This is a genomic window from Streptococcus sanguinis (assembly GCF_013343115.1).
Taxonomy (GTDB): Bacteria; Bacillota; Bacilli; order Lactobacillales; family Streptococcaceae; genus Streptococcus; species Streptococcus sanguinis_H.
Window position 1 is genome coordinate 795,777 of the sequence record NZ_CP054570.1, and the last position, 24,433, is coordinate 820,209.

Annotated in this window: 27 protein-coding genes and 1 pseudogene; 24 read left to right on the top strand and 4 right to left on the bottom strand. The window is 42.6% G+C overall.

Annotated elements, in window-relative coordinates; all coding sequences use genetic code 11:
* Positions 1-183 precede the first annotated feature (183 nt).
* Positions 184-981 carry a hypothetical protein gene (locus FOC72_RS03915; RefSeq protein ID WP_002895285.1) on the top strand — a complete coding sequence of 266 codons (798 nt, stop codon included), beginning with the start codon at positions 184-186 and terminating at the stop codon, positions 979-981.
* Positions 982-1,125: 144 nt separating this feature from the next.
* Here the strand turns inward: FOC72_RS03915 and pepT are convergent, their stop codons facing one another.
* Entirely contained in the window at positions 1,126-2,349 is a 1,224-nt protein-coding gene (gene pepT, locus FOC72_RS03920; protein WP_002895287.1) for a peptidase T, read from the bottom strand.
* A 139-nt stretch (positions 2,350-2,488) separates the two neighbouring features.
* On the opposite strand from pepT, the gene FOC72_RS03925 reads away from it, so the two are divergent.
* The 6 genes from FOC72_RS03925 to FOC72_RS03950 all read left to right on the top strand — a co-directional run bounded on the left by FOC72_RS03925 (position 2,489) and on the right by FOC72_RS03950 (position 8,002).
* On the top strand, positions 2,489-3,259 hold the full coding sequence (locus FOC72_RS03925) for an SDR family NAD(P)-dependent oxidoreductase (protein WP_002895289.1): 771 nt from the start codon (positions 2,489-2,491) through the stop codon (positions 3,257-3,259).
* A 2-nt stretch (positions 3,260-3,261) separates the two neighbouring features.
* Entirely contained in the window at positions 3,262-4,404 is a 1,143-nt protein-coding gene (locus FOC72_RS03930) for a glycosyltransferase (protein ID WP_002895290.1), read from the top strand.
* Positions 4,397-5,044 carry a hypothetical protein gene (locus FOC72_RS03935; RefSeq protein ID WP_002895291.1) on the top strand — a complete coding sequence of 216 codons (648 nt, stop codon included), beginning with the start codon at positions 4,397-4,399 and terminating at the stop codon, positions 5,042-5,044. Before FOC72_RS03930 ends, FOC72_RS03935 begins: the two co-directional genes overlap by 8 nt.
* Positions 5,013-6,296: a glycosyltransferase gene (locus tag FOC72_RS03940; protein ID WP_002895292.1), complete on the top strand. Its 1,284-nt coding sequence runs from the start codon at positions 5,013-5,015 to the stop codon at positions 6,294-6,296. Before FOC72_RS03935 ends, FOC72_RS03940 begins: the two co-directional genes overlap by 32 nt.
* Positions 6,297-6,490: 194 nt before the next feature.
* Complete coding sequence (hemH, locus tag FOC72_RS03945; RefSeq protein ID WP_002895293.1) at positions 6,491-7,585, top strand: ferrochelatase; 1,095 nt, start codon at positions 6,491-6,493, stop codon at positions 7,583-7,585.
* Positions 7,586-7,636: 51 nt separating this feature from the next.
* Entirely contained in the window at positions 7,637-8,002 is a 366-nt protein-coding gene (locus tag FOC72_RS03950; protein ID WP_002895294.1) for a TIGR02328 family protein, read from the top strand.
* 78 nt (positions 8,003-8,080) lie between these two features.
* Here FOC72_RS03950 and FOC72_RS03955 read toward each other — a convergent pair whose 3' ends face one another.
* Positions 8,081-8,896, bottom strand: coding sequence for a Cof-type HAD-IIB family hydrolase (locus FOC72_RS03955; protein WP_002895295.1), 816 nt, complete (start codon positions 8,894-8,896; stop codon positions 8,081-8,083).
* Between the two features lie 122 nt (positions 8,897-9,018).
* Between FOC72_RS03955 and lepA the strand changes: the two genes are divergently transcribed.
* From lepA to FOC72_RS04025, 14 genes are all read left to right on the top strand, one after another.
* Positions 9,019-10,842: a translation elongation factor 4 gene (lepA, locus tag FOC72_RS03960; protein ID WP_032908149.1), complete on the top strand. Its 1,824-nt coding sequence runs from the start codon at positions 9,019-9,021 to the stop codon at positions 10,840-10,842.
* Positions 10,843-10,884: 42 nt separating this feature from the next.
* Positions 10,885-11,514, top strand: coding sequence for a hypothetical protein (locus tag FOC72_RS03965; protein WP_002895300.1), 630 nt, complete (start codon positions 10,885-10,887; stop codon positions 11,512-11,514).
* A gap of 327 nt (positions 11,515-11,841) precedes the next feature.
* Positions 11,842-12,633, top strand: a complete 792-nt coding sequence (gene pnuC / locus FOC72_RS03970; protein ID WP_002895303.1) for a nicotinamide riboside transporter PnuC — start codon at positions 11,842-11,844, stop codon at positions 12,631-12,633.
* A 105-nt stretch (positions 12,634-12,738) separates the two neighbouring features.
* On the top strand, positions 12,739-13,383 hold the full coding sequence (locus FOC72_RS03975) for a hypothetical protein (protein ID WP_080557397.1): 645 nt from the start codon (positions 12,739-12,741) through the stop codon (positions 13,381-13,383).
* Positions 13,384-13,550: 167 nt separating this feature from the next.
* Positions 13,551-14,045 (top strand): YkgJ family cysteine cluster protein, encoded by a 495-nt coding sequence (locus tag FOC72_RS03980; RefSeq protein ID WP_002895306.1) that lies wholly within the window; start codon positions 13,551-13,553, stop codon positions 14,043-14,045.
* A 196-nt stretch (positions 14,046-14,241) separates the two neighbouring features.
* Entirely contained in the window at positions 14,242-15,075 is an 834-nt protein-coding gene (locus FOC72_RS03985) for an AraC family transcriptional regulator (RefSeq protein ID WP_002895307.1), read from the top strand.
* 51 nt (positions 15,076-15,126) lie between these two features.
* Positions 15,127-16,053, top strand: a complete 927-nt coding sequence (locus FOC72_RS03990; RefSeq protein WP_032913592.1) for a YobF C-terminal domain-containing protein — start codon at positions 15,127-15,129, stop codon at positions 16,051-16,053.
* 190 nt (positions 16,054-16,243) lie between these two features.
* Positions 16,244-16,933, top strand: coding sequence for a pyrimidine 5'-nucleotidase PynA (pynA, locus tag FOC72_RS03995; protein ID WP_032914152.1), 690 nt, complete (start codon positions 16,244-16,246; stop codon positions 16,931-16,933).
* Positions 16,934-17,111: 178 nt separating this feature from the next.
* Positions 17,112-17,384, top strand: a complete 273-nt coding sequence (rpsP, locus tag FOC72_RS04000) for a 30S ribosomal protein S16 (RefSeq protein ID WP_002895310.1) — start codon at positions 17,112-17,114, stop codon at positions 17,382-17,384.
* A gap of 19 nt (positions 17,385-17,403) precedes the next feature.
* On the top strand, positions 17,404-17,643 hold the full coding sequence (gene kphA, locus FOC72_RS04005; protein ID WP_002895313.1) for an RNA-binding protein KphA: 240 nt from the start codon (positions 17,404-17,406) through the stop codon (positions 17,641-17,643).
* 252 nt (positions 17,644-17,895) lie between these two features.
* A complete protein-coding gene (locus FOC72_RS04010; RefSeq protein WP_002895316.1) occupies positions 17,896-18,447 on the top strand; it encodes a putative immunity protein in 552 nt (183 codons plus the stop codon).
* Entirely contained in the window at positions 18,444-19,793 is a 1,350-nt protein-coding gene (locus FOC72_RS04015; RefSeq protein ID WP_002895317.1) for a TrkH family potassium uptake protein, read from the top strand. Before FOC72_RS04010 ends, FOC72_RS04015 begins: the two co-directional genes overlap by 4 nt.
* A 10-nt stretch (positions 19,794-19,803) precedes the next feature.
* Complete coding sequence (locus tag FOC72_RS04020; protein ID WP_032913402.1) at positions 19,804-20,475, top strand: potassium channel family protein; 672 nt, start codon at positions 19,804-19,806, stop codon at positions 20,473-20,475.
* Positions 20,476-20,647: 172 nt separating this feature from the next.
* A complete protein-coding gene (locus tag FOC72_RS04025) occupies positions 20,648-21,169 on the top strand; it encodes a GNAT family N-acetyltransferase (protein ID WP_002895319.1) in 522 nt (173 codons plus the stop codon).
* Here the strand turns inward: FOC72_RS04025 and FOC72_RS04030 are convergent.
* Positions 21,091-21,423 (bottom strand): VOC family protein, encoded by a 333-nt coding sequence (locus tag FOC72_RS04030; RefSeq protein ID WP_080557398.1) that lies wholly within the window; start codon positions 21,421-21,423, stop codon positions 21,091-21,093. The two genes, FOC72_RS04025 and FOC72_RS04030, sit on opposite strands and share 79 nt — an antisense overlap.
* A 226-nt stretch (positions 21,424-21,649) precedes the next feature.
* On the opposite strand from FOC72_RS04030, the pseudogene FOC72_RS04035 reads away from it, so the two are divergent.
* Positions 21,650-22,459, top strand: a pseudogene (locus FOC72_RS04035) (alpha/beta fold hydrolase).
* Positions 22,460-22,544: 85 nt separating this feature from the next.
* Here FOC72_RS04035 and FOC72_RS04040 read toward each other — a convergent pair.
* Positions 22,545-22,940, bottom strand: coding sequence for a hypothetical protein (locus FOC72_RS04040; RefSeq protein ID WP_420794757.1), 396 nt, complete (start codon positions 22,938-22,940; stop codon positions 22,545-22,547).
* Positions 22,941-23,200: 260 nt separating this feature from the next.
* Between FOC72_RS04040 and rimM the strand changes: the two genes are divergently transcribed.
* Positions 23,201-23,719: a ribosome maturation factor RimM gene (gene rimM, locus FOC72_RS04045; RefSeq protein ID WP_002895323.1), complete on the top strand. Its 519-nt coding sequence runs from the start codon at positions 23,201-23,203 to the stop codon at positions 23,717-23,719.
* Positions 23,709-24,431 (top strand): tRNA (guanosine(37)-N1)-methyltransferase TrmD, encoded by a 723-nt coding sequence (gene trmD / locus FOC72_RS04050; RefSeq protein ID WP_002895324.1) that lies wholly within the window; start codon positions 23,709-23,711, stop codon positions 24,429-24,431. The genes rimM and trmD overlap by 11 nt, the downstream gene beginning before the upstream one ends.
* The last annotated feature ends 2 nt before the right edge of the window (positions 24,432-24,433 follow it).

Consider the following 24,433-nt stretch of genomic DNA (forward strand, 5'->3'; position numbering starts at 1 on the left):
AACAACAATAAAACGAATGATGAAGACTAAACTAAGTCTAAGACCATCATTCGTTTTTGATTTTCACAAGCCTATACTTATTTGATTGATATTGTGTTAAAATAAACAGAGAAAATAATAAGGATTGGCAAGGTATGCTTATTATTGGAATGATTTGACCGTTGCTTGGAGAGGAATATTAAAATGAGATTATTCAATTATACATTTGAAGAAAGTCAATCTTTCGTTAATGAAGATATTATAAATAAAGTAAAGACCAAAGGGAGTTATAAACGCTTCATAGGATTTGCATTGTTTTCAATCTTGCTATATGTTTTATCTTTAGTAGTTCCTGTACTATTAAGCGGTGATACTATATATACTACGCAAAATTTCAGTTGGTTCAATGTACCTTTAATTCTTATGTTCCTTATGTTTTACATCATTTATATTACTTCTTCTATAAAGTATAGAAACAATCCAATGATTTTAAAATATATAACTTTTTGTTATATGCTTTTGTTAATATTCATAATGGAAATTTGTTTAACTTTATCAATAGCTTCACGAAGAAATCTTCTAGGAATTCTATCGGGATTTCTGTTTGTAATTGTCTGCTATTATCTCATGAGAACCGTTCCTAGAAAAATAAGAGAATCGGTAGAAAAAAGGGAATCATTTGTTCCTTTATCAGCTTTGTTTACAGAGAAAGTCTCTGATGGCCTTATTTTTATAGGGGGAACGGGAATTACTGCGTTTTTAGTGTTATTTGATCGTTCGACAGGAAGTGATACTAGGGGGGCAATCAATGCTATTGTCACACCTTTTGTGCCTGCGATTCTTTTATTTGCTGTATATGTCTTTTCTATTGACCTTCTAAGAGGCTATTATCTTTTTAAATATTCTGAACAATATCGGGAACAATTCGGCTACTCAGTTAAAGACTGGTATGGTGAAAAGTCGAAAGAATATAAGAGAACACAAAATAAGTTGACAGAATGATAGTTGATAAGAAATGTTTATGGGTGAGCTGTTTACATTCACTGAATGTATTATTCTCTGCAAATTATAATGGTGAGGTAGCTTTTCTCTACAAATCACAACAAAACCACAGAAATTCTTCGTGAACTTCTGTGGTTTCTTTTTTTACTCTTGATAGGAAACAATGCCGATGATGGTATCGACAGCGCGCTCCATGGTTTCTAGGCTGACATATTCGAAGCGGCCGTGCATGTTCTCGCCGCCGGCAAAGAGGTTAGGTGTCGGGATGCCCATAAAGGAAATTTTAGAGCCGTCAGTTCCGCCGCGGATAGGCTCGATGATAGGCTGGATGTCCAGACTTTCCATGACTGCTTTGGCGATATGGATAGGTGTCATGTCCTTTTCAATGACCTGCTTCATGTTGTAATACTGGTCTTTGAGGGTCAGGATAACGCGTTCGCTGCCCAGCTCTTGGTTCATCTTTTCAGCAATAGCCTGCATTGCAGCTTTGCGATTTTCAAAAGCCTCTGTCTCAAAGTCGCGGACAATGTAGCTAGCTTGAGCTTCTTCGACAGTACCAGTCAGGTTCATCAGGTGGTAGAAGCCTTGGTAGCCCTCGGTCTTCTCTGGTCGGTCGGCTTCTGGCAGCTGGTTGTGGAAGTCAATAGCAAGCTGAAGAGCGTTAACCATCTGGTCTTTAGCAGTTCCCGGATGGACATTTCGGCCTTGGAAGGTCAGTTCTGCTCCAGCAGCGCTAAAGGTTTCGTACTGGAGTTCTCCTAGAGGGCCGCCGTCTACTGTGTAGGCAAAGTCCACATCGAAGTCTTCAGCGTCAAACTTATCAGCACCGATACCGATTTCCTCGTCTGGTCCAAAGCCAACTCGGATTTCTCCATGCTTGATTTCTGGATGGGCAGACAGGTATTCGATAGCAGTCATGATTTCAGCAATACCTGACTTGTCATCTGCTCCCAAAAGAGTTGTTCCGTCAGTCGTAATTAAGGTTTGACCCTTGTATTTATGGAGACTGGAAAAGTCCGCAGGATCTAGGTTAAAGCCGGATTGCCCTAGCGGAATCACACCGCCGTCATAATTTTCAATGACCTGTGGCAGGATGTTCTCTGCGTTGAAGTCCGCCGTATCCATGTGGGAAATAAAGCCAATCTTGCGGGTAAAGCTAGGGTCGTTGGCTGGCAGAGTTCCAATCGCAAAGCCATTGGGCAGGTAGTAGACATTTTCCAAGCCGACCCGCTTCATCTCAGGGATGAGGACATTTTTGGCAAAGTCCACCTGACTCTGGGTGCTGGGCGTAGTAGTAGATGTCTCGTCTGAGCGCGTGTTGATTTTGACATAAGTCAGAAAACGCTCTAAAAGATTAGGATATTTCATAAATGCTCCTTGTTTCAATTCATTTAAGTCTATTTTAGCATATTCAGGAGAGAGTGAGAAATGTTTTTCGTTTCTTGAGGGTAGAGGTAAAATCTAGCAATTAGTTTTATATCTTGTCAAAATCTGGTAAACTATATCTATGCAAATGGAAAAAACAATCAGCAAAGCTGTGATTTTGGGGGCTTCGGGAGGTATAGGTCGTCAGCTGGCTAGAGAACTGGCTCAAAGGACAAACCAGCTTATTTTGGTCGGCAGAGATGAAGCTAATCTCATTCAGCTGCAAGAGGACTTGTCTGGAGTTAGAGCTAAGCTTTCCTGCAGAGTTTTGGATTTGCTGGATGCAGCTGCGGTAGACGATTTTGCTCAGCAGCTAGAGGCAGATCTACTGATTAATTGCTGCGGTCTGGCGAACTTTGGTCCAGCGCTATCTCTTTCGGAAGCAGATGAAAATGCCCTCTGGCAGGTTAATTATCAGGCACCGATTCGACTGATCAAGCAAGTTGCGGAGCGTAATTGCAAGGTAAGGCTTGTCCAGCTTTCATCACTAGCGGCACTTTGTCCCCATCCTTATCTGGCAGCTTACAGCGCCAGTAAGGCCGCTTTGCAGACCTACTGTCTAGCCTTGCAAGAAGAGCTGCGCCTCAAAGGCTCTGAAATGACAGTTTGTCTTTATATACTGGGACCGGTTCGGACTTCTATCTTTCCTCCAGAGCTGCAGAATGCTTTAGGTGGTGGTCAATTACAGATGAGCCCGGAGATAGCAGCACGACGCATCATCAGACTCCTTCAGCAAGACCGTTCCTATGCTATAGTGGGCAAGAGATATCGACTATTGGCTTGGCTCATGAGACTACTTCCGCAAAGATGGATTATCCGTTTGATTGGCGCATATCTACGAAAGGGGCTTTGAACATGAAATTTATTTTTTCCCTGCTGACTACTGCTTACCTGCTTATTTTTATCTTGCGTTGGCTCTTGTCTTTGGCTTATTTGAAAAAAGGGCAGAGCTCTTCATCAGACTTTCAAGAGGAGCTTTATACGGTGGTTCAGCCCATCCTATCTGGTGATCCTCGTTTGGAAAATGACTTACTAGCCAATCTCCAGCAGACAGAAGCGGTTGAGTTTTATTGGCTGATTGATCAGTCCGATCCAGAGGCACAGCGAGTGGCTGACAAGATTTGTCAAAATCCATCTTATGCCCAGCGCATTCGCGTTTTTCTCATGGAGGATGTCCCACAGGGGATTAATCCTAAGAGTTATAAGATTGAGCAGATCATAGATGAGCTGACCCGGCCATATCTGATTGTTCTCGATGACGACAGTGTCATTGATTTTTCAAAAATGGGGGAGTTGACAGATTATCTGGGCGAGAATGTTATTTTGACCGGCATTCCCTATAATCAGGAGCGAAGTAATTTCTGGTCTAAGCTAGTCGCGGCTTTTGTCAATGGGAATTCTTTCATTACCTACTTTACCATGGCAGAAGTCAAAGCTAATCACTCGATTAATGGCATGTTCTACATTCTGCCGCTTGAACTGGCTAGGGGGCAGAAGCTTTTCAGTGCTATTAAAGACTATCTATGTGATGATTTGGCTGTAGCGGATTTTCTGCGCAGCAAGGGAGTGGAGATTATCCAGACGCGGGTGACCTGCAATGTTCGGACTACTATCAAGAATGCCAAGCAATATTTGCTGCAGATGAAGCGTTGGCTGCTTTTTAGCTCCATCTATCTGAAGGAACACTTGGACTGGAAGGTTATTATTTTAATTGTTTTTCCTAGTTTTCTGTCCTTTCCTGCCTTGCTCATTAGTTTCTTTCTTGGCTGGCCTTTTGTGCTGCTGACTTTGCTTTTGCTCTTGGTCAAGTCGGTTTGGATGCTGGCTTATCGTCGCCTTATCCTAACCGGCCGGCCGTATCTGGATGAGGTGTTTTACGAGGTACTGAATGACCTTATCTTGCCTTGGCTTTTCCTCTATGTCTTGCTTAGTCCGCCTCTGATTAACTGGCGGGGAAGGAAGATTCGAGTGACGGATGGGAAAATCCGCTATGAGTAAGATGAAGCAGTACTTGGATAAGTTGGATTCTCTGTCGCCAGACCAAACCATGTTGAAATCTAGTAAGGTCTTGTTTTTTCTCAGTGGCAGCAGTCATTTGGAGAGCGCTAGTCTGACTGCAGGACAGCTTGAGTTTCTTGAGCAGATTTGTCCATCGGATTTTTCAGTAGTGCCCAGTAATTTTCCGTTTAATCAGGAATTTGAGCATGAGCGACAAATCCAAGTTTCCTTGTTGACAGCTTCCATTTCCAATATCCGTTACTATTGGCATACTCTCTACAATTCTCGCTTTCAGGAGGCTTTGCAGCGGCATTTATCTCCTTTACTGAATGATGAGGAGGCTGTCATTATCTGCAAGAGCTCTGGACTCAATATGCTGACCCAGTGGCTGGAGGGCTTGGGTGAGGAAAATCTGCCGATCAGACTGAGAGTGATTGCGCTGGGGCCTGTTTCACGGAGACTCCTAAATCGCAAGGATATTGACTCGCTGGTCATCAAGGGCAGGAAGGATATTTACAGCAGATGTCTAGATGGCCATCTAGCTGATGTGGTAGTGGATAGCAACCATTTTGATTATGAATACAGGGAAGATGTGAAAGGATTAGTTTATGACTGGATTAGAAAAAGTGATAAAGATTGATGTGATTAGTGTGCCATTTAGTGGCCACCTGCTGCCTACTTTGACCTTAGTCAAGCCTCTGCTGACGGATCCGCGTTTTCAGATTCGGGTTATCACTGGCTGCCAAAAGAAAGTGTTAGTAGAGGAAATTGGTTTCGACTGTCTGGCCCTCTTTCCAGAAAGGCCGACGGTGATGGAGGATATTGCTAATACCCCGCAGCAAAGCAATCCTCTAATTACCTATCAGCAGTTTCGGGCCAATTCTAGACTAATTCCAGAGGTTATAGACGAATTAAATCGAATTTGGCAAGAGGGTGGTAAACCGGATTTGGTCATAGCAGATTTTGTTGCTTCACCAGCAGGTCTGATTTCTGATCGCTTTGACATCCCCTGGATAACCACGATTCCGAGTCCGGTTGCGATTGAGTGCCGGACGACAACTCCGACTTATTTGGGAGGCTGGAAACCTCACCAAGGTGTCTTGTACAAATTCAGAGATGCTTTTGGCAGGCAAGTTATTCGCTGTGGAAAAAAAATGGCCTTTGCTTTAGTCCGGAAGAGTTTGGGAGACTATCAAGATTTTAAACTCTATCGGGAAGACGGCACAGAAGCTATTTACTCGCCTTACTCTATCTTGGCTTTGGGCATGAAAGAGCTGGAGTTTCGAGATGATTTTCCTAAGCACCTTCGCTGGGTGGGCTACAAATGCCTGTCCTTTGATCGTCTGCCTGCAGCCCATGAGTCTTATTTTGAGACCGATAAGAAGCGGGTTTTAGTGACTTGCGGTACGCATTTGAAATGGGAGAAGGAGCGAATGGTGGAAAGAGCGAAAAAGCTGAGTCAGCTCTACCCAGATTACCTCTTTTACATCACCTTGGGAGAAGCTAGTGGCTTGGAGAATCCTCCGCACAGACTGGCGGAAAACCTGCTGCTCTTTGACTATCTGCCCTATACAGATATTCTGGACAAGATAGATCTTGCTATTCACCACGCAGGAACGGGTATCATGATGGCCTGTATTGAGCATGAGATTCCCAGTCTCATTTTGCCGCAGGATTATGACCAGTTTGACAATGCCGTTCGTGCTGAGCTTGCCCAGGTGGGGCTGGTTGCTCGCAGAAAGACTGATGCAGAAGTGCTGCGCCTTTTTAAGGAATTGACGGATCGCGCGGACTGGTCTCAGTTGAAAACTCTTGCCCAGCAAAGTAAAGAATATGAGCCTACAGAGATTCTCTATCAAGAGCTGGGGCGGTTGCTTAAGGTTGATTTATAACTGGAAAACTCAACAAACCATTAAAGCATACCTCTAATATTAAAATATCTGAATTATTAAATTTCCCTATTCTTTTCAAGGAATAGGTTTTTGATCTATTCAAGTCTTTTTTAAGATGTTAAAATGAAAGTGATTACAAGAAAGTCGTTGGAAAGTCAACTTGGCTTTCTCTGAGTGACTGAAGAGGAAAGATAATGAAGAAAGCAATTCTAATGATGACTTTTGGCTCGCCAGAGGAGATTAGCTTTGAGGGAGTGGCTGAATTTTTTACCAATATTCGCCGCGGTGTCAGGCCGCAAGACCATGAAATTCAGACCCTCTATGATAACTATGTCCTCATCGGTGGAACGCCTCTGCAGCGTATCAGTCTAGAAGAGGTGGAAAAGGTCCGTCAGCGTTTGGCTGGCGAGTATGCGGTTTATTTTGCCAATAAATTCTCATGTCCTTTTATTCCAGATGTGATTGAGCAGATGGAAGAGGATGGTATTGAGGATAGTATCTGTTTGATTCTAGAGCCTCATTTTTCTTACTATTCTGTCATGGGCTATGAGAAGTTTATCCAGAGTGATTCCATCCGCTTTAATATCATTAAGGAATGGTATCAGGAAGAAGCTATTCTTGATTATTGGGCAGAGGAGCTGAGAAAGATTCTTACAGAAGAGGTTAGAGAAGAGACCTTCAAGATTTTCTTCTCAGCCCACAGTGTGCCTATTCTGGCCTTGGATTTCGGAGATCCTTACATTGATCAGATCTATGACAATGCCCGTTTGATTGCTGAAAGGTTAGGTCTGACAGAAGAGGATTATCTCAATGTTTGGCAAAGTGAGAGTGACATCGGACTCCCTTGGATCAAACCTGACGTGCTGGACTACATGCGCCAGCAAGAAACACTTCCGCAGCATTATATTTTTGTGCCGATTAGCTTTATCAGTGAGCATATAGAGGTCCTTTTTGACAATGACGTGGAGTGTAAGGAACTTTGCGATGAACTGGGTGTTGCTTATCATAGACCGCCTATGCCCAATGCAGACGACCGTTTAATTGATGCCCTGATTCAAACTATCCGCCGCCATGAGCATGAACCCTTCAAAGAATGCTTTCCAGAAGAAGAAACCTTCGATGAATTGCAGCCGTCGGAGGAGAGCAGCCAGATTCTTGCAGAGGATGAAGAGCTGAAAATGCCAGATTTCGTCAAGAAACTGATTGAGAAAAAAGGGCGCGAGAATGTTAAGATGCCATATTTTGTCAAGAAAATGCTGGAGAAAGCAGGAAAGCTGCCCAAGAGTTGATTGTTCATATTCGTTGATGACTTTATAAGATCTTTCTAGAAGGAGAAAACCGTGAGACTTTGGCACCAAGATTTAATTGAAAAACTTCCGCGCCAGCAGCTTTTAGGCCAGCATCGAGAGTGTGCAGCCTTACGTGGACGAGGTTGGGGCAAGCCGCATGCAACGGTCAACTATGTTTTTGAGCACAGCCCTTATTGCCTCTATGCTTATCACCTGCTGATTATGGAGGAGATGCAACGACGGGGCTATCAGCCAGACAGCCTTTGGCTGGATAAGGACTACCGTGGCAAGACCTGCCCACCCTACCAGGAGTTGCTAGCTGAGGAACTCGAACATCCCATTTATCCGGAGCATGACGCAACCTATCTGCAAGAATGCTTGGAAAATCTGAAAGAGAAGGGGATAGATATTGTCTGATTTCCAAGTGCCAAGACGGCATAGTATTAAGGTTATAGAACAAAAAAAGGAAGAGACATTGCTCTTCTTTTTTGACTTTTACGAATTCAAAATAAACTTTTCAATAGCAGTTGCGACCCCATTTTCCTCGCAGCTGTCTGTGATGGCATCGGCTAGGCCTTTGACATAGTCTGAAGCATTTCCCATGGCAACACCGAGACCTGCATATTCCAGCATTTCGATGTCGTTGTTGGCATCACCGATTGCCATGATTTCTTGAGGATTGACGTCCAATTGTTTAGCCAGTCGCTCTAGGGCAAAGGCTTTGGTCACACCAGACGGCATGGCCTCGTAAATAACTGGCTGGGAGCGAACGCAGCTGAAACGCTGGCAGATTTCTTGGCCAAAGTCAGCTTCAAAAGCATCTACCTGTTCTTGGCTGCCTAAAAACATAGCTTGAAACATTCTGTGTTGACCGCTGCATGCCTCTTCTAGGCTAATCTCGGTTGGAGTGGTGAAGACCAAGCTAGCATCATTCACGACATAGGAACTAGCTTTTTCTCCAACGACGAAATAATGCTCCTCATCAAAGAGAGTCAGCTGGACAGGGCTATTTTCAGACAGGCTGTAGAGATAGCGAATATCCTGACCGCTCAGCTCTTGCCAGTCCACCAGACTCCAGTCGCTGGTCTGATGAGTAGCACAGCCATTGTCCACGATGACATATTCGTTTTCTTGTGCCAGGCCCAGCTTGTCATAGTATGGCTTGACACCGACCAAGGGACGACCTGTGCAAAGAACCAATTTGACTCCTTTTTCAATAGCTAGGTGCAGGGCTTCAATGTGAGCCTGAGGAATTTCTTTTTTGCTGTTGAGCAAGGTGCCGTCCATATCAAGTGCAAGAATTTTAATCATAAAGTGTCTCCAAAATTATTCTCTGACTAGTATAGCATAATTTATAGAGAAAGTCCGAGTCTATAGGAAAAATCACTGGTCTTGTGTTATAATAAATAGAATACCCTAAAAGGATGAGAAAAATGAATTTAGAAGATTTGAAAAAACGTCAGGAGAAGATCCGCAATTTCTCCATCATTGCCCACATCGACCACGGGAAATCAACCTTAGCTGACCGGATTTTGGAGGCGACTGAGACGGTTTCCAGCCGGGAAATGCAGGCCCAACTCTTGGACAGCATGGACTTGGAGCGGGAGCGCGGTATCACCATTAAGCTTAATGCTATCGAGCTCAATTATACTGCCAAGGACGGTGAGACTTATATCTTCCACTTGATTGACACGCCGGGACACGTGGACTTTACCTATGAGGTATCGCGGTCGTTAGCGGCTTGCGAAGGGGCTATTTTGGTAGTGGATGCGGCTCAGGGGATTGAAGCTCAGACCTTGGCTAATGTTTATCTAGCGCTGGATAATGACTTGGAAATCCTGCCAGTCATCAATAAGATTGACTTGCCAGCTGCGGATCCAGAGCGGGTTCGGGCAGAAATTGAAGACGTGATTGGACTGGATGCTAGCGAAGCCGTATTGGCTTCTGCCAAGGCTGGTATCGGAATTGAAGAAATTTTAGAGCAGATTGTGGAAAAAGTTCCAGCTCCGACTGGAAATGTTGAAGCACCGCTCAAGGCCTTGATTTTTGACTCAGTCTATGATGCCTATCGTGGGGTAATCCTGCAAGTGCGGGTGATGGACGGTGTGGTCAAGCCAGGAGATACCATTCAGCTCATGAGCAACGGCAAGACCTTTGATGTAACTGAGGTCGGCATCTTTACGCCCAAGGCAATTGGTCGTGATTTCTTAGCGACAGGGGATGTTGGCTATATCGCAGCCTCTATCAAGACGGTACAGGACACCCGGGTCGGAGATACAGTGACCTTGGCGGACAATCCAGCTGCAGAGCCACTAGCTGGCTACAAGCAGATGAATCCCATGGTCTTCGCTGGTCTCTATCCTATCGAGTCCAATAAATACAACGACCTGCGTGAGGCGCTTGAAAAGCTCCAGCTAAATGATGCCAGTCTGCAGTTTGAACCAGAAACATCGCAAGCATTAGGATTCGGTTTCCGTTGTGGATTTCTGGGCTTACTGCACATGGACGTCATTCAGGAGCGTTTGGAGCGCGAGTTTAATATTGATCTAATTATGACGGCGCCATCCGTTATCTATAAGGTCAATATGACAGATGGGGCGTCTATTGATGTGTCCAATCCGAGCGAGTTTCCGGACCCGACCAAGATTGATTCCATCGAGGAGCCCTATGTCAAGGCGCAGATTATGGTTCCCCAGGAATTTGTCGGAGCGGTGATGGAGTTGGCTCAACGCAAGCGCGGTGACTTTGTGACCATGGACTATATCGATGATAATCGGGTCAATGTCATCTATCAAATCCCACTTGCTGAAATCGTCTTTGACTTCTTTGACAAGCTCAAGTCCTCTACTCGTGGCTATGCTAGCTTTGACTATGAAATTTCTGAGTATCGCTCGTCCAAGCTGGTGAAGATGGATATTCTCCTCAATGGCGACAAAGTTGATGCTCTCAGCTTTATCGTTCACAAGGAATTTGCCTATGAGCGCGGTAAGCTGATTGTAGACAAGCTCAAGAAAATCATTCCTCGTCAGCAGTTTGAAGTACCTATTCAAGCCGCTATCGGACAGAAAATCGTGGCTCGGACAGACATCAAGGCCCTGCGTAAAAATGTTTTGGCCAAGTGTTATGGTGGTGACGTTTCCCGGAAGCGCAAACTCCTAGAAAAACAAAAAGCGGGTAAAAAACGGATGAAAGCTATCGGATCTGTCGAAGTCCCACAAGAAGCCTTCCTCAGTGTCCTGAGTATGGATGAGGAATAAAGTCTTATTTCTCTAAGTAATATATCCCAAAAGGAGAAAATCATGAAACAATCGTATCTGCTTGGAGCAGTTCTGGTATTAACTTCACTTACTCTTGCATCGTGTGCCGATTCTGGACAAAAGCCTGGTCAATCTAGTTCTTCAACCAGTTCCAGTGCACAAGTGAAAAAGAATTCTTCAAATTCTTCTAAAAGAAGCAAGAACAAAACCAATCAAGAAACAAAACGTGTTGGTTCTCCAGAGTTTGGTTATATCGATATTCCAAGTAAATGGATTAAATTTTTTGATGCAGAGGTTGAGGGACTTATTCAATATACAGATGGCTCTGCTTATAATATCGTCACCATGAATGCCGTTTCTAAGGCAGAAGCTGAAGTGGCAGAAGGTGAGAACTTCAATGCAGAAACGATTGCTCAACATGTAGCCTATAATTGGAGTCAAAAAGATAATATTGAGAAGATGTGGGGCTCTAAAAGTACTGTCTCAGGAATAGAAGCCTTTCAAATAAACATTATTTTGAAATCGGGGCAACTTGCTAATACATTAGTTTTCCAAAAAGATGACAAAGTCTATATACTATCCTTTGAAGGCGACGAAGAAACTCTTGATGATTTCATTACAAACATGAAAGATACTTGGAGCCTTGATGGCAAGGGAGCAGTCAGCGAATAATAGTTTAAAAAACAAGAGGCTTATTTATTAAGTCTCTTGTTTTTTCAGTGTAGAAGCTAATTATGTTTCACAAAAAAGATTGTAACTAATCAAAAAACGTTCGACTACTATCAAATCCAATCAAAAAGACTTACAAAAATTTGTAGGTCTTTTCTTGAAATCCGAACATTAGGAAATCTTTTTTTGATTTTACTTGACATTTTCTGAAATAGGAATATGATAAAATGTGAACACTGTATAAGTAAAACTTGTACGTGTTTGAAAATAATAGAGCGTTGCATCCGTAAGTCAATTTGACACGGCTCTTAAAAAACAAAAGGAGAAAGAATGAATACTTATATCCAAAAGAAAATCGCAAACATGAAGCTGACGCTTTCTGAAATGTCTGGTGGCTATAAACGAATGGTGACTAGTATGAAGAAGCTCGGCTTTTCTGGTACCTTGAAGCTTATCTGGGACGATTTGTTTGCTCATCGCAGTCTAGGTCAATGGGTTTATCTCTTGATTCTAGGGAGTTTTCCGCTTTGGCTGGAGCTGATATATGAACATCGCATCGTGGATTGGACGGGGATGATTTGCAGTCTGACTGGGATTATCTGTGTGATCTTCGTTTCTGAAGGACGGGCTAGCAATTACCTCTTTGGTTTGATTAATTCTGTGATTTACTTGATTTTAGCTTTGCAGAAAGGCTTCTATGGCGAGGTCCTGACGACACTTTACTTTACCATCATGCAGCCAATTGGACTCTTAGTGTGGATTTACCAAGGTCAGTTCAAAAAAGAAAAGCAAGAGTTTGTTGCTCGTAAGCTAGATGCCAAAGGATGGACAAAATATCTATCACTCAGTGTGCTTTGGTGGTTGGTATTTGGCTTGATTTATCAGTCTGTGGGTGCCAATCGTCCTTATCGTGATTCAATCACAGATGCAACAAATGGTGTAGGGCAAATCCTGATGACGGCTGTTTATCGCGAACAGTGGATTTTCTGGGCAGCGACCAATATTTTTTCTATCTACCTCTGGTGGGGTGAAAGCCTTCAAATTCAAGGGAAGTATTTGATCTATTTAATCAACAGTTTGGTAGGATGGTACCAGTGGAATAAGGCCGCTAAAAAAGCATAGTCCTATAAACGGAAAAAGAAATCGGATGCGACAATGTCTCTCTTTCCTTTCGTACTAAAAATATGGTAAACTAGTATTAGTAAAATTTATTAGATTTAGGAAGGAATGACCATGAAAAAGAAGTACTTTCTGCTCTCCCTGACTATCTTAGCCGGCCTCTCCCTGTCCTCTTGTAGCCTTATTAAGAGCTATAGCAGTCGGAAACCATCTGATTCTTCTAGTCGGGTTTCCCTGAGAGATGACAGCGATACAAGTAGTAGCAGTCGTAGAGAAAAAGATTCGTCAAAGACAACTGGTACGATGCGTGTCGGGTCTGATGATTACGGTTATATTAGTATTCCTGATAATTGGATTAAGTTTACAGACGTAGATGGTGGCGACAGCGTCCAGTATACGGATGGAAGTGGCTATAACATTGTCACGATGAATGCTTATACAAAAGAAAAGGCTAATATCGGAGAAGGGGAAGAATTCAACGCTGAAACTATTGCCCAACGGATTGCCTACCACTGGAAGGATAATAAGGAAGTCGATGACTTTTGGGGTGCAAAGAGTACTGTAGCCGGCAATGAAGCCTTTCAGATTAATGTTGTTTTAAAATCTACTCAAAACTTAACGGTTTGGGTCTTCAAACAAGGCGATAAGGTCTATATGATGTCCTTTGAAGGCGATGAAGATACTCTGTATGAGTTTATCCCCTATATCGAAGAAACTTGGAGCACCAGCAAGGACGGTGGAAAAAGCATTTAACCTCAGAATGTGATGATAGCTCTCTAAATTCATAAAAAGCAAATCTGGGACTCGTTCTCAGATTTTTTTGTGAGGTGGAATATGTCATATTTTTGGGTTTTGATGACATTTAAGAGCGCTCATTTTATGATATAATAAAAACAATTTGAATACAGAAAGAAAAATATATGACTCAAGAAATCGACCTTGAAAAGTACCATCAATTAGCTCTGCAGAAGCAGAAAGAGCACCGAAAATTTTTAGCCAGTCTCAAGAAAAAGCCACCAAAAAATCTAGATAAAATTGCTCGGCAAATCCATGATGAGGTCTTTGAAGAGATTGACTGTACAGCCTGTGCCAATTGCTGTAAAACTCTGGGGCCAGACTTTAAGGAAGCCGACATTGTCCGCATTGCCAAGTATTTCAAGATGAAGCTGCCGGCTTTTGAAGAGGAGTTTCTGCAGGTGGACGAAGACGGTGACAAGGTTTTCAAGGCGATGCCTTGTCCTTTTTTAGGTGGGGACAATCTCTGCTCGATCTACGATGTCCGTCCCAAGGCTTGCAGAGAATTTCCCCATACAGACCGAAAAAAGATTCATCAGATTAATCATCTGACAATCAAAAATACCCTGACCTGTCCAGCGGCTTATCTCTTTGTGGAGAAGCTGCGGGATAGGTTGTAAAATCCCCCTCTAAATCTTGTACAAAAATTCTAGGGCGTAAGTATCTTATATCTGTTAGACTATAGTTAGAATTGAACACGGCCTAAAAGCGATGTGAAAAAGACAAAATTTTCTCGGAGCAGGAGCCCCTCCGTCAATTTTCCTATTTCACTTTGCTTTTAACGGCTTTAGTATCTTTTGTGAGGTGAAAAAGAATATGATGCATCAATTCAATCAAACCATGGAATATCTGGAAAGTAAGTTGGACGCAGAAGTAGATTTGCAGAAATTTCAGCAGCTATCGGGCTATTCTTATGCTCTCTTCAGCAGGCTCTTTTCTATCCTGGCAGATATGACTTTAGCAGAATACTTGCGCAATCGCAGGCTATCAGAAGCTGTGACGGACTTGCGGGAAAGCTCTGAGAAAGTCATTGACATAGCGATGAAATACGGCTATGAGTCTGCGGATGCCTTTAGTGCAGCCTTTAAGAAATTCCATGGTGCGACTCCCTCAGAAGTTCGAAATGGAAAGCCTTATCGCGTCTTTCCTAGACTTCAATTATCCTTAAAGATTACAGGAGGAAAGAACATGGATATCAAGATTCAAAAGAAACCTGCTTTTACCGTGGCAGGCGTCCTATTAGAAGCGATTGACAATAGCCAGTGCCCAACTGCTTGGGAGCAGCTCTATGCCAATCACAACTTTGAAAGCCTAGAAAGTCTGGGCAGTGGCCAATCCTTTGGCGTCTGCTCGGATGTCAAAGAAGGCGAAATCATCAACTATATGGCCGCTTATGATGTGACGGATAAAGCCAAAGCAGAAGAATTTGGTCTGTCAATCAAAGAAATCGCAGAAGCTGAATATGCTATCGTACCAGTCAAGGGGGCTATACCAGCCAGCATCCACCATGCTTGGAAATACGTCTTAGAAGTCTTTTTCCCAGAAACAGGTTATCGCCACTCAGGAACACCAGATTTTGAAGTTTACAGCGAGGGTAATATGTCCTCCCCAGACTATCAAATAGAACTCTGGATACCTGTGGTGAAATAAAATGGTGATTGCAAGTCATTTTTGGTGTCAATTACAGAGGAGGATGATGCTATGCAGATGTATTTTGGGGATGTTTCTCTTTGTTACACATATTCACTTGCGATGGCGCTGCATTCGTATGGTTATGATGTTCGCCCTGAGTTTTTGGAAGCCATTATGGTGATGGGAAATGGCGCTAGTATTATAAAGGAAGATGAAAAACACCCCTTAGTTTTCTTTGATAATGGGATGCCAGATAGTTCTATCAGCCATTCTTTAAACATTCTGGGTTTTATCTATGATGAATACTATATAAAGGATTCAAATGCGGTGGATCTTCTCTCTATCAGAGAAATCTTAAGTAAGTTATTACTTACCGGATCTGTTGTTCTTGGCCCCTTGGACATGGGTTATCTCACTTATAATCCCAATCATATTCATTTGTATGGGGTGGACCATTTTGTTTCGGTTTATGATCTAGATGATGAGTTTATCTATTTCCATGATCCAGCAGGCTTTGCTTGTATGAAAATGAGTTTCTCAGAATTTTCGAAAGCCTGGGAAGCTAAAAATATCGACTATAAAAGAGGTTCTTTCTCTATGTGGGGAAACTTCAAAAAAATCAAATTTCCTACTTCCAAAGAGATTTACCAGAAAACATCTATGCTGATGAAGCAACAATATGAACATGGCGAGGAGAATGTGATAGCAAGATATGCTAAGTCGGTAGCGGACTATGGCTTGAATGAAGAACAAAAGCATCTTCATCAATACTTTAGTTTCAAATTAGCTTCTATCAGAAATCTATACATGAGCAACTTCTTAAAAGACCACGATACGGTCAGATCTGAACTAAAAGAAAATTTAGCAAAGTTGTTCGGCCAAGCTCATCTATTTTGTATCAAGGAAGATTATCAGAAACTGTCAAAAGTCTTGTTTGATATTGCAGCGCTAGATAATAAATTTAGAGATTTGTGTATTCACTATAAAGAAGAGTAGAAGAAGTGGGAAAAGCGAAGATGCTGTTTGGTAATGCAGCAGAGTCAAAACAAGAGCCACCAAACTATCAAATGAAAGTCTGGATTCCAGTAGTGGAATAGATTAGAAATCAGCCGTTCATTTTTGAGCGGCTGTTTTTTGTAGCTTGTGGTATAATGAAGCTACTACAGTTACAGAAAGGATTTCTACCTTGTCATACAAATTTCTACTTTTCGATCTTGACCATACCTTGCTGGATTTTGATACGGCAGAAGATATCGCCTTGACTCATTTTTTGGAGGAGCAGGGCGTGACGGAGATTCAGATCTACAAAGACTATTATATTCCCATGAACAAGGGGCTTTGGCGGGATCTAGAGCAGGGGAAAATCACCAAGCCGGAGCTGGTCAATACTCGCTTTTCTCGTCTTTTTGCTCATTTTGGCATTGAGAAGGATGGCGCTGAGTTAGCTCTCCTCTATCAACAGCACATTGCACAGCAAGGACAAACCTACGCTGGTGCTAGTGAGCTTTTGGACAGTCTGACAGCAGCTGATTATGAGATTTACGGAGCGACCAATGGCATCACGGCTATTCAGACCGGCCGTATGGCCCATTCCGACATTTCACCCTATTTTAACCATATTTTCATCTCGGAGCAGATGGGGACTCAGAAGCCTGAAGCTTTATTTTATGAAAAAATAGCAGAGCAGATACCAGATTTTGATCTTTCTCAGACTTTGATGATTGGGGACTCTTTGACTGCAGATATTGCTGGCGCTAATAATGCCGGACTGGACTCTCTCTGGTACAATCCCAAGCAGCTAGAAAATAAAAGTCTTTTTCAGCCGACCTATACCGCCTATTCTTATGACGACATTATCAGACTCTTGCTTCCATAAGGAGATTGCAAATGAAAAACTATTGTTCTTTTAAACAAGAAAGACTAATCTAAAAAAATTTTTTAACTCTGTCAAGAAAATAACTTGACAGTTATTTTTAATCTGCTATAATAGAACATGTGCTTAATAGCTCTGCTATTTCACCAAAAGAAAAAAATAAAGAAAAGAGACCTTAATAATGGCAGTAAAAATCCGTTTGACTCGTATGGGTTCTAAGAAAAAACCTTTCTACCGTATCAATGTTGCAGATTCACGTTCACCTCGTGACGGACGTTTCATCGAAACAGTTGGTACTTACAACCCACTTGTAGCTGAAAACCAAGTGACTTTGAAGGAAGACCGTATCCTTGAGTGGTTGGGTAATGGTGCACAACCTTCTGATACTGTACGCAACATCCTTTCAAAAGAAGGCGTATTGAAGAAATTCCACGATTCAAAATACTCTAAATAATAGAAGCGTAGGTTGACATATGGACACGATTGAAAATCTAATTATTGCGATAGTGAAACCTTTGATTTCACAGCCAGATGCCTTAACTATCAAGATTGAGGATACACCTGAATTTTTAGAATATCACCTGGATCTTGATCAGAGTGATGTTGGACGTGTAATCGGTCGTAAAGGTCGTACTATCTCCGCTATAAGGACGATTGTTTACTCTGTCCCAACCGAGTACAAAAAAGTTCGCATCGTCATTGATGAGAAATAAGAAGCAGCGGGGCTATGTGTCCCGTTTTTTTCTATTTCTCTTAGCGAACTGAGTGCGCAGCTCTCAAGTGAGCTTAGGGAAATTGATGCCCAGCAAAGCGTGGGTACAAAGCCCTTAATGAAATAAGCCGTTAGGCGCAGTTGAATTTAGGGGAATTGATGCAGTTCGAGCGTATGTGAGAACTAGACACTTCATTTAAGAGAAGAACGAAATGCAGGGGCGAGTTTAGAAAAATTCGAAACTGGAGGGCATATGAAGCCAGAAGATTATGCTTGGAACGCTCATGAGCGCAAGTGTTATGAGAATAGCCAAGTGATTTTACCGAGCCCATACAAGCTGAAAATCCTGGATGATGGTGAGAAGAGATTGGAATTGGAGCTTGTTTTGGAGGAACTTCCTCAAGGGAAACTGGCTCGATGGGCTATGAAAATAGCGTCAAGCTTTATAGCTCTGATAGATGCGGAAGATGAGTCTGAAAAGCAGAAGATTTTGACTCAGGTAAGAGCGATTTTTCAGGCTCGACTTGATGGTAGGGCATCTGCCTATGAACTAAGGCAGGCTGGTTTCTTGGCTAACAAACTGTCGCAGCAAGCCCAATCACAAATCGGTAAATATGCTGCGCGTGTCTTTGCCCAAGCAGTCGCAACAGGCCACATGCGGGGCCATGCTATCGTCGCAGCGGATTATGCCATCAAAGTCAGAAACTTGCAGAGTCCAGATGATTTGCAGCGGGCTGTCAAGGAAAGAGAAGGGCAGATAGAGCTAGCCTCTGCTTTTATTAGATCAGGAAAGGAAACTTTATGAAGCATTTATTTTCACGCTTGTCACCAGCGCAAAAGATTATCTTGTCTTTTCTTCTGGTGATATTCTGTGGCTCCTTGCTACTCAGTCTGCCTTGGGTGCAGACGGCAAGTTCCCAAGCGAGCTATCTGGATCATCTTTTTACAGCTGTCTCGATGGTCTGTGTGACAGGGCTTTTTACTCAATCGGTTGTGGATACATACAATGTCTGGGGACAGCTCCTTTGTATGTTGCTGATTCAGATTGGTGGTTTGGGAATCCTGACTTTTATCGGATTTTTCACCATGGAAAGTCGGAAAAAGCTCAGCCTCAAGGATCGCCGTATTCTGCGGGATAGTTTTAGTTATGGTAACAATCGTACCTTAGGTCAATTTGTCCGTTCGATTTTTATCACGACTTTTAGTATCGAAGGACTGGGTGCGCTCCTTCTCATGATTCGCTTCATTCCCAAGTTTGGTCTGAGAAAAGGGATTTTTAATTCTATCTTTTTAGCCGTTTCTGCATTTTGTAATGCGGGCTTTGATAATTTTGGCAATGATAGCCTACTAGGCTTGCAGACAGATGTTTTGGTCAATATCACCTTGGCTCTCCTCATTATTACTGGAGGACTTGGCTTCATGGTTTGGTTTGACTTGGCGACTAAATTGGGAGGAAAACAGAAGGGGCTGCACTTTCATACTAAGGTAGTCTTGCTACTGACTGCTGGTCTCCTCGTTTTTGGGACGGTCACGAGTCTCTGGACGGAGTACAATAATCTTGGAACGATTGGCAATCTTTCCTTTGGCGATAAGCTACTGGTCAGCTTTTTTCAGACAGTCAGTATGAGGACAGCTGGCTTTGCTTCCATTGATTATACAGCTGCTCGTCCAGTAACCCTGTTTATCTATCTGCTCCAGATGTTTCTGGGAGGGGCTCCGGGTGGTACAGCGGGCGGTCTGAAAATTACGACCTTCCTAGTTCTTTTTCTTTTTGCTCGAAAGGAAATCCTGGGCTTGCCTCATACCAATATGGGACGGAGAACGCTGTCTCCTCAGCTAGTGCAGAAGGCTTTTGGTGTGACAGTGATTTTTCAGCTGACATTTCTGCTTGGTCTTTTGGCTCTTGGGCTAGTGACCGATAGCAGTCATCGTTTTATTTACCTGATATTTGAGACTGTGTCGGCATTGGCTACAGTTGGTGTCACGGCCAATATCACTACCAGCCTCAATACAGCTGGTATGATTGTGATTATGTTGCTAATGTTTATTGGACGGGTGGGGCCGCTGACTCTTATGGTCAGTCTCAACCATTATCAACCGAAGAAGGCTGCAACCTTGCATTACAGCAAGGCGGACATTATGATTGGATAGGAGAAAAGAAATGGCAAATCAAACAGTTGGAATCCTCGGCTTGGGGATTTTTGGACAGAGTATCATTGAGGCCTTGATTTCTCAGGATGTAGAAATCATTGCGATTGATAATCACGAAGAGACAATCAATCAGTATGAAGACATGATTGCCGTTGGTGTGATCGGAGACATTACTGATATGGAGCTTTTAGAGGCGGCAGACGTTGGGTCCTGTGATACGGTCATCGTAGCGACGGGAGAAAGTCTGGAATCCAGCGTCCTAGCGGTCATGCACTGCAAGGCATTGGGCGTTAAAAATGTCATTGCCAAGGTCAAAGATGAAGTAACTCAGCAGGTGCTGGAAAAGGTGGGAGCTGATCTGGTTATTCTGCCTGAAGTGGAGGCTGGTATTTCATTGGCTAAGACTATTCTCTTGAACCATTCGATTGAGGTCTTCCAGCTGGATGACGATGTAGTAGTGGCTGAGTTTGAACTGCCTGCTAGCTGGGTCGGGAAAACGGTCCGTGAAGTAGATGCTCGCAGGCTTTATCATCTTAATATTATCGGCTACCGTCTGACAAAAAATCAGCCTTTGGAAAGCAAGTTTACTCCAGACTTTGTTTGGCCAGAAGGAGTCAGCATTATGGCTGTGACTGATAACCAGCATTTGGATAATTTACGTGAAATAGTGAGTAGCAGCTAGGATAATTCCTCTTCGGTGGGGGCCAACCGATTCTATCTAGGCATTCGGCACCTTTCTATTATATGAAGAAAAATATATGAAGAAAAAATGGATACATAGGAGCTCTTTCAGGGCTCTTTTTTGAAACCAGTTGCAAAATTTATTATACTATCACTAGAAAAGGAGTGATTTTATGAGCTTAACCAGCCAGATCATTACAGCAGATTTTCCAGATTTGGATAAGGTAGAAGCCTTGAATAATGAAGGTTTCCCAGAAGAGGAAAGGATACCGCTCAGTGAATTTTTACGATATGAGGAACAGGAGGATGCTAATTTTTTCGCCTTTTATCATGAAAAGGAATTTGTTGGTTTTGCCTTTGCCATCTCCAACGCGCAAGCCTTTTATGTTAGTTTCTTTGCTATTATGCCCCACTTGCGCAGCCATGGCTATGGCGGTGAAATCATCGAAAAGCTGGTCAATTTCTATCAGCGAACCATGCTTTTAGAAATCGAGCGCCTAGATGAGCCGTGTGATAATCTTGAACAGCGTCAGGCTCGCTGGGAATTTTATAAAAGCAAGGGTTTCCGCTCATCGAATGCATTTCTGGAATATGAGGATCTTAGCTTTGAAATTCTTTATCGAGGGGATTCTTTTGACGAAGAATCTTTTTCGATACAAAGTCCCTGCCAGCCTTCCTCGCACTCATCCCAGTAGAAAAAGCGTTCCAGATTTTTAGGTCTGCCAAATAGTTTAGCTATGATTTTGGCTATTACAGGAATACCTGTATTTTCCAGGAGCTCAATATAGGGGCCTTGACTAAAGTATATTAAGGCATTGTTGGGTTTTTCCCTTCTGCCGTATTCGACGACAAAACCCTTTGCTTCCCATTCCTTGACCGATTCCTGCAAGTCTTTTACCTTGTAAATCAGATGGCCGCTTCTCATCATAGTAGGCCCTCCTTTTTGCATTCTGCCTTTACCTTAGCATAGATTTTTAGGAAAAACAAGCCTTGAGATTAGCCTTCATTCACAGTGCAAGCAACTGCCTCTTCTAACACGAATCTTGATTGAATATGAAAAATTTTTGGTATATAATTTTTGGTATTGGGGTGTCCTTATTCTGCTAGTAAAATAGCTAGCTCTCAGATACTAGTGTGTGCCCAGATAATATTTGTAAGAATTGATTGGAAACATTATGAAAGAAAAAATAATCAAAACAAAAGTAGGACAGCTATTTGTATCTTATCAACCTGCGGAAAAGATTGCTGTATTTTTAAGCGGTGCAGGGAGTCTGCCGACCTATGAAAATTTTTTGCCAGTCATTCGGAAGTTACCTAAAAATTGGGGCTATTTAACAATAGATTACCCTAATGCTGGCCAAAGTCCACTCGAAAATCAAGAAAATTTTGCTTTGGACGATTTGGTTCAGTCTATTTTGGAGGTTTTATCACATTTTAAAGTCCTCCAGTATGCTGTTTGCGCGCACAGTATTAGTGGTCTTGTAGCAGTTAAAGTTGCTGAGTCAGAGCCATTTTGTCAGGGACTAATCTTAATTGAGCCGACCACTTATTCTGTTCTATATGGCGAATTAGCTCAGAATCCTTATCCCGAATTTTTATCCTTACAGGATAAAGTTCAGACGCTCGGTGGAGGATATGAGTATCTGAAAAAAATAGGACAAGAGAGTTTTTCAGTAGCTGATTTTAAAATCTTATGGGCGAAGGCAGAAAGGAGTTCAGATAGATTAAAATCTGTACAAGAAGGATTTTAACATTATTGCAGTATCGCAAAAAGCGATTTTCAAAACTTAGATATCTCTTTTCAATTTCCGATTTTTATCCTGAGTCAAGCCTATCGAGAACAAGAATATAAAGATTCCAAATTTGCTTCACAAAATACTCGGATTATTTTAGGAGGCAACCATCATTATTTACATTGGAGTCAGTCAGAAAAGATAGCTGAGTTTCTTTTGAAGTGTGATGGGCAAGAGGTATACAAACTTTAATTGGTACATTGAAAGCGTGAGTGAAGATACATGCTAAATAGCTGAGATTAAAATCTCAGCTATTTTGAACATATTTATGAGAGTTTTATCCTAGTATCTCAGCAATAGCATCTCGAATTTCCTGAACGGTTGCGGATTTGCTATGGTCACTGGTATCAAACTCGATGTATTGGCCATCAGCACCAACAGTTCCACCGACTGGCCCTTCGGATCCATCGACTGATGTTCCAATGGCAGGGGGTTGGCTTGTATCTGCATAGTCTATCTCAATAACGATGATGCGTGTATCCGCCTCTAAATCATCTATCATAGGAAGAGACGATGCGGAGGTCATGTTCTGACTAGCATAGTATTCTAGAAAAGCCTTGATGGTTGGATTGTCAATTTGAGCAATTTTTTCGTCAAGGGCTGAGATATTTCTAGTTTCCCTCGTTTCGTTTTCTATTGCTTGGCCTTTTTTGACCTGTGTCAAAGCAGTCAGACTGGCGGCTGTGGTAGCTAGAATAGCAGTAGAGAGAAGGAGTTTGCTTAACTTTTTCCCATAGGTATCACCAACTTCTTTCTGGTTTTGCGTAAATACACTTGGGTATTTATAGTGTTGAGATTCTATATGTATAATTATACGTTAAACAGCAACTTTAATCAAATAAATATAGGCAAGAGAATTCCCCCTTATCTCCCTTGTACATTCCCCTATATCATGATAAAATACTAGGCAGAGTATAATATGTTGGAGTCGAGATGAATTATTTTAATGTTGGAAAAATCGTCAATACGCAAGGTTTGCAAGGTGAGATGCGGGTTTTGTCAGTGACGGATTTTGCAGAAGAGCGTTTTAAAAAAGGCAATACCCTTGCCCTTTTCGATAAGAAAGACCAGTTTGTCATGGATGTGGAGATTGCCAGCCATCGCAAGGTCAAGAACTTTGATATTATCAAGTTTAAGGGGATGTACCACATCAATGACATTGAGAAATTCCGTGATTTCACTTTGAAGGTACGAGAGGAAGATTTGACGGACTTGGAAGACGGGGAATTTTACTACCATGAAATCATCGGCCTTGAAGTCTATGAAAATGACATTCTTCTTGGTACGATTAAGGAAATTCTGCAACCAGGAGCCAATGATGTCTGGGTGGTCAAGCGTAAAGGCAAGCGCGACTTGCTTCTCCCTTACATTCCGCCAGTGGTTCTGGGGATTGACATTGAGCAAGGTCGGGTTGATGTAGAGATACCGGAAGGATTGGACGATGAAAATTGATATTTTGACACTCTTTCCGGAGATGTTTGCGCCTTTAGAGCACTCTATCGTCGGTAAAGCTCGGGAAAAAGGCCTCTTAGAAATCAACTACCACAATTTCCGAGAGAAGGCTGAAAAATCTCGGCATGTAGACGACGAGCCATACGGCGGAGGCCAAGGCATGTTGTTGCGGGCTCAGCCTATTTTTGATGCTTATGATGCCATTGAAAAGAAGCAGCCGCGCGTGATTTTGCTGGATCCTGCTGGCCGGACTTTTGACCAAGCCTATGCTGAGGAACTGTCTAAGGAAGAGGAACTCATTTTCATTTGTGGCCATTACGAAGGCTATGATGAGCGGATCAAGACTTTAGTGACAGACGAAATCTCCCTTGGCGACTATGTCCTTACTGGGGGAGAATTGGCAGCAATGACTATGATTGATGCTACCGTTCGCCTGATTCCAGAGGTTATTGGAAAGGAAGCCAGTCATACAGATGACAGTTTTTCGTCTGGACTCTTGGAATACCCTCAGTACACTCGGCCTTATGACTATCGGGGTATGGTTGTTCCTGAAGTCCTTATGAGCGGCCATCATGAAAACATCCGCAAGTGGCGTCTCTATGAAAGTCTGAAAAAGACCTATCTAAGACGTCCAGACTTGCTGGAACACTATCAAATGACGGTCGAAGAAGAAGCGATGTTAGAGGAAATTCGACAAGCTCAATCGGACTGACA

Coding starts and splice junctions, on each gene's coding strand:
- rimM (WP_002895323.1), top strand. CDS start 23,201: ATGAATTATTTTAATGTTGGAAAAATCGTCAATACGCAAGGTTTGCAA.
- pnuC (WP_002895303.1), top strand. CDS start 11,842: ATGAATACTTATATCCAAAAGAAAATCGCAAACATGAAGCTGACGCTT.
- FOC72_RS03915 (WP_002895285.1), top strand. CDS start 184: ATGAGATTATTCAATTATACATTTGAAGAAAGTCAATCTTTCGTTAAT.
- kphA (WP_002895313.1), top strand. CDS start 17,404: ATGGACACGATTGAAAATCTAATTATTGCGATAGTGAAACCTTTGATT.
- FOC72_RS03930 (WP_002895290.1), top strand. CDS start 3,262: ATGAAATTTATTTTTTCCCTGCTGACTACTGCTTACCTGCTTATTTTT.
- FOC72_RS03985 (WP_002895307.1), top strand. CDS start 14,242: ATGATGCATCAATTCAATCAAACCATGGAATATCTGGAAAGTAAGTTG.
- FOC72_RS03925 (WP_002895289.1), top strand. CDS start 2,489: ATGCAAATGGAAAAAACAATCAGCAAAGCTGTGATTTTGGGGGCTTCG.
- FOC72_RS03965 (WP_002895300.1), top strand. CDS start 10,885: ATGAAACAATCGTATCTGCTTGGAGCAGTTCTGGTATTAACTTCACTT.
- FOC72_RS04025 (WP_002895319.1), top strand. CDS start 20,648: ATGAGCTTAACCAGCCAGATCATTACAGCAGATTTTCCAGATTTGGAT.
- FOC72_RS04015 (WP_002895317.1), top strand. CDS start 18,444: ATGAAGCATTTATTTTCACGCTTGTCACCAGCGCAAAAGATTATCTTG.
- hemH (WP_002895293.1), top strand. CDS start 6,491: ATGAAGAAAGCAATTCTAATGATGACTTTTGGCTCGCCAGAGGAGATT.
- pepT (WP_002895287.1), bottom strand. CDS start 2,349: ATGAAATATCCTAATCTTTTAGAGCGTTTTCTGACTTATGTCAAAATC.
- FOC72_RS04020 (WP_032913402.1), top strand. CDS start 19,804: ATGGCAAATCAAACAGTTGGAATCCTCGGCTTGGGGATTTTTGGACAG.
- rpsP (WP_002895310.1), top strand. CDS start 17,112: ATGGCAGTAAAAATCCGTTTGACTCGTATGGGTTCTAAGAAAAAACCT.
- FOC72_RS03935 (WP_002895291.1), top strand. CDS start 4,397: ATGAGTAAGATGAAGCAGTACTTGGATAAGTTGGATTCTCTGTCGCCA.
- FOC72_RS03940 (WP_002895292.1), top strand. CDS start 5,013: ATGACTGGATTAGAAAAAGTGATAAAGATTGATGTGATTAGTGTGCCA.
- lepA (WP_032908149.1), top strand. CDS start 9,019: ATGAATTTAGAAGATTTGAAAAAACGTCAGGAGAAGATCCGCAATTTC.
- FOC72_RS04010 (WP_002895316.1), top strand. CDS start 17,896: ATGAAGCCAGAAGATTATGCTTGGAACGCTCATGAGCGCAAGTGTTAT.
- FOC72_RS03990 (WP_032913592.1), top strand. CDS start 15,127: ATGCAGATGTATTTTGGGGATGTTTCTCTTTGTTACACATATTCACTT.
- FOC72_RS04030 (WP_080557398.1), bottom strand. CDS start 21,423: ATGCAAAAAGGAGGGCCTACTATGATGAGAAGCGGCCATCTGATTTAC.
- FOC72_RS03980 (WP_002895306.1), top strand. CDS start 13,551: ATGACTCAAGAAATCGACCTTGAAAAGTACCATCAATTAGCTCTGCAG.
- FOC72_RS03955 (WP_002895295.1), bottom strand. CDS start 8,896: ATGATTAAAATTCTTGCACTTGATATGGACGGCACCTTGCTCAACAGC.
- trmD (WP_002895324.1), top strand. CDS start 23,709: ATGAAAATTGATATTTTGACACTCTTTCCGGAGATGTTTGCGCCTTTA.
- FOC72_RS03975 (WP_080557397.1), top strand. CDS start 12,739: ATGACCATGAAAAAGAAGTACTTTCTGCTCTCCCTGACTATCTTAGCC.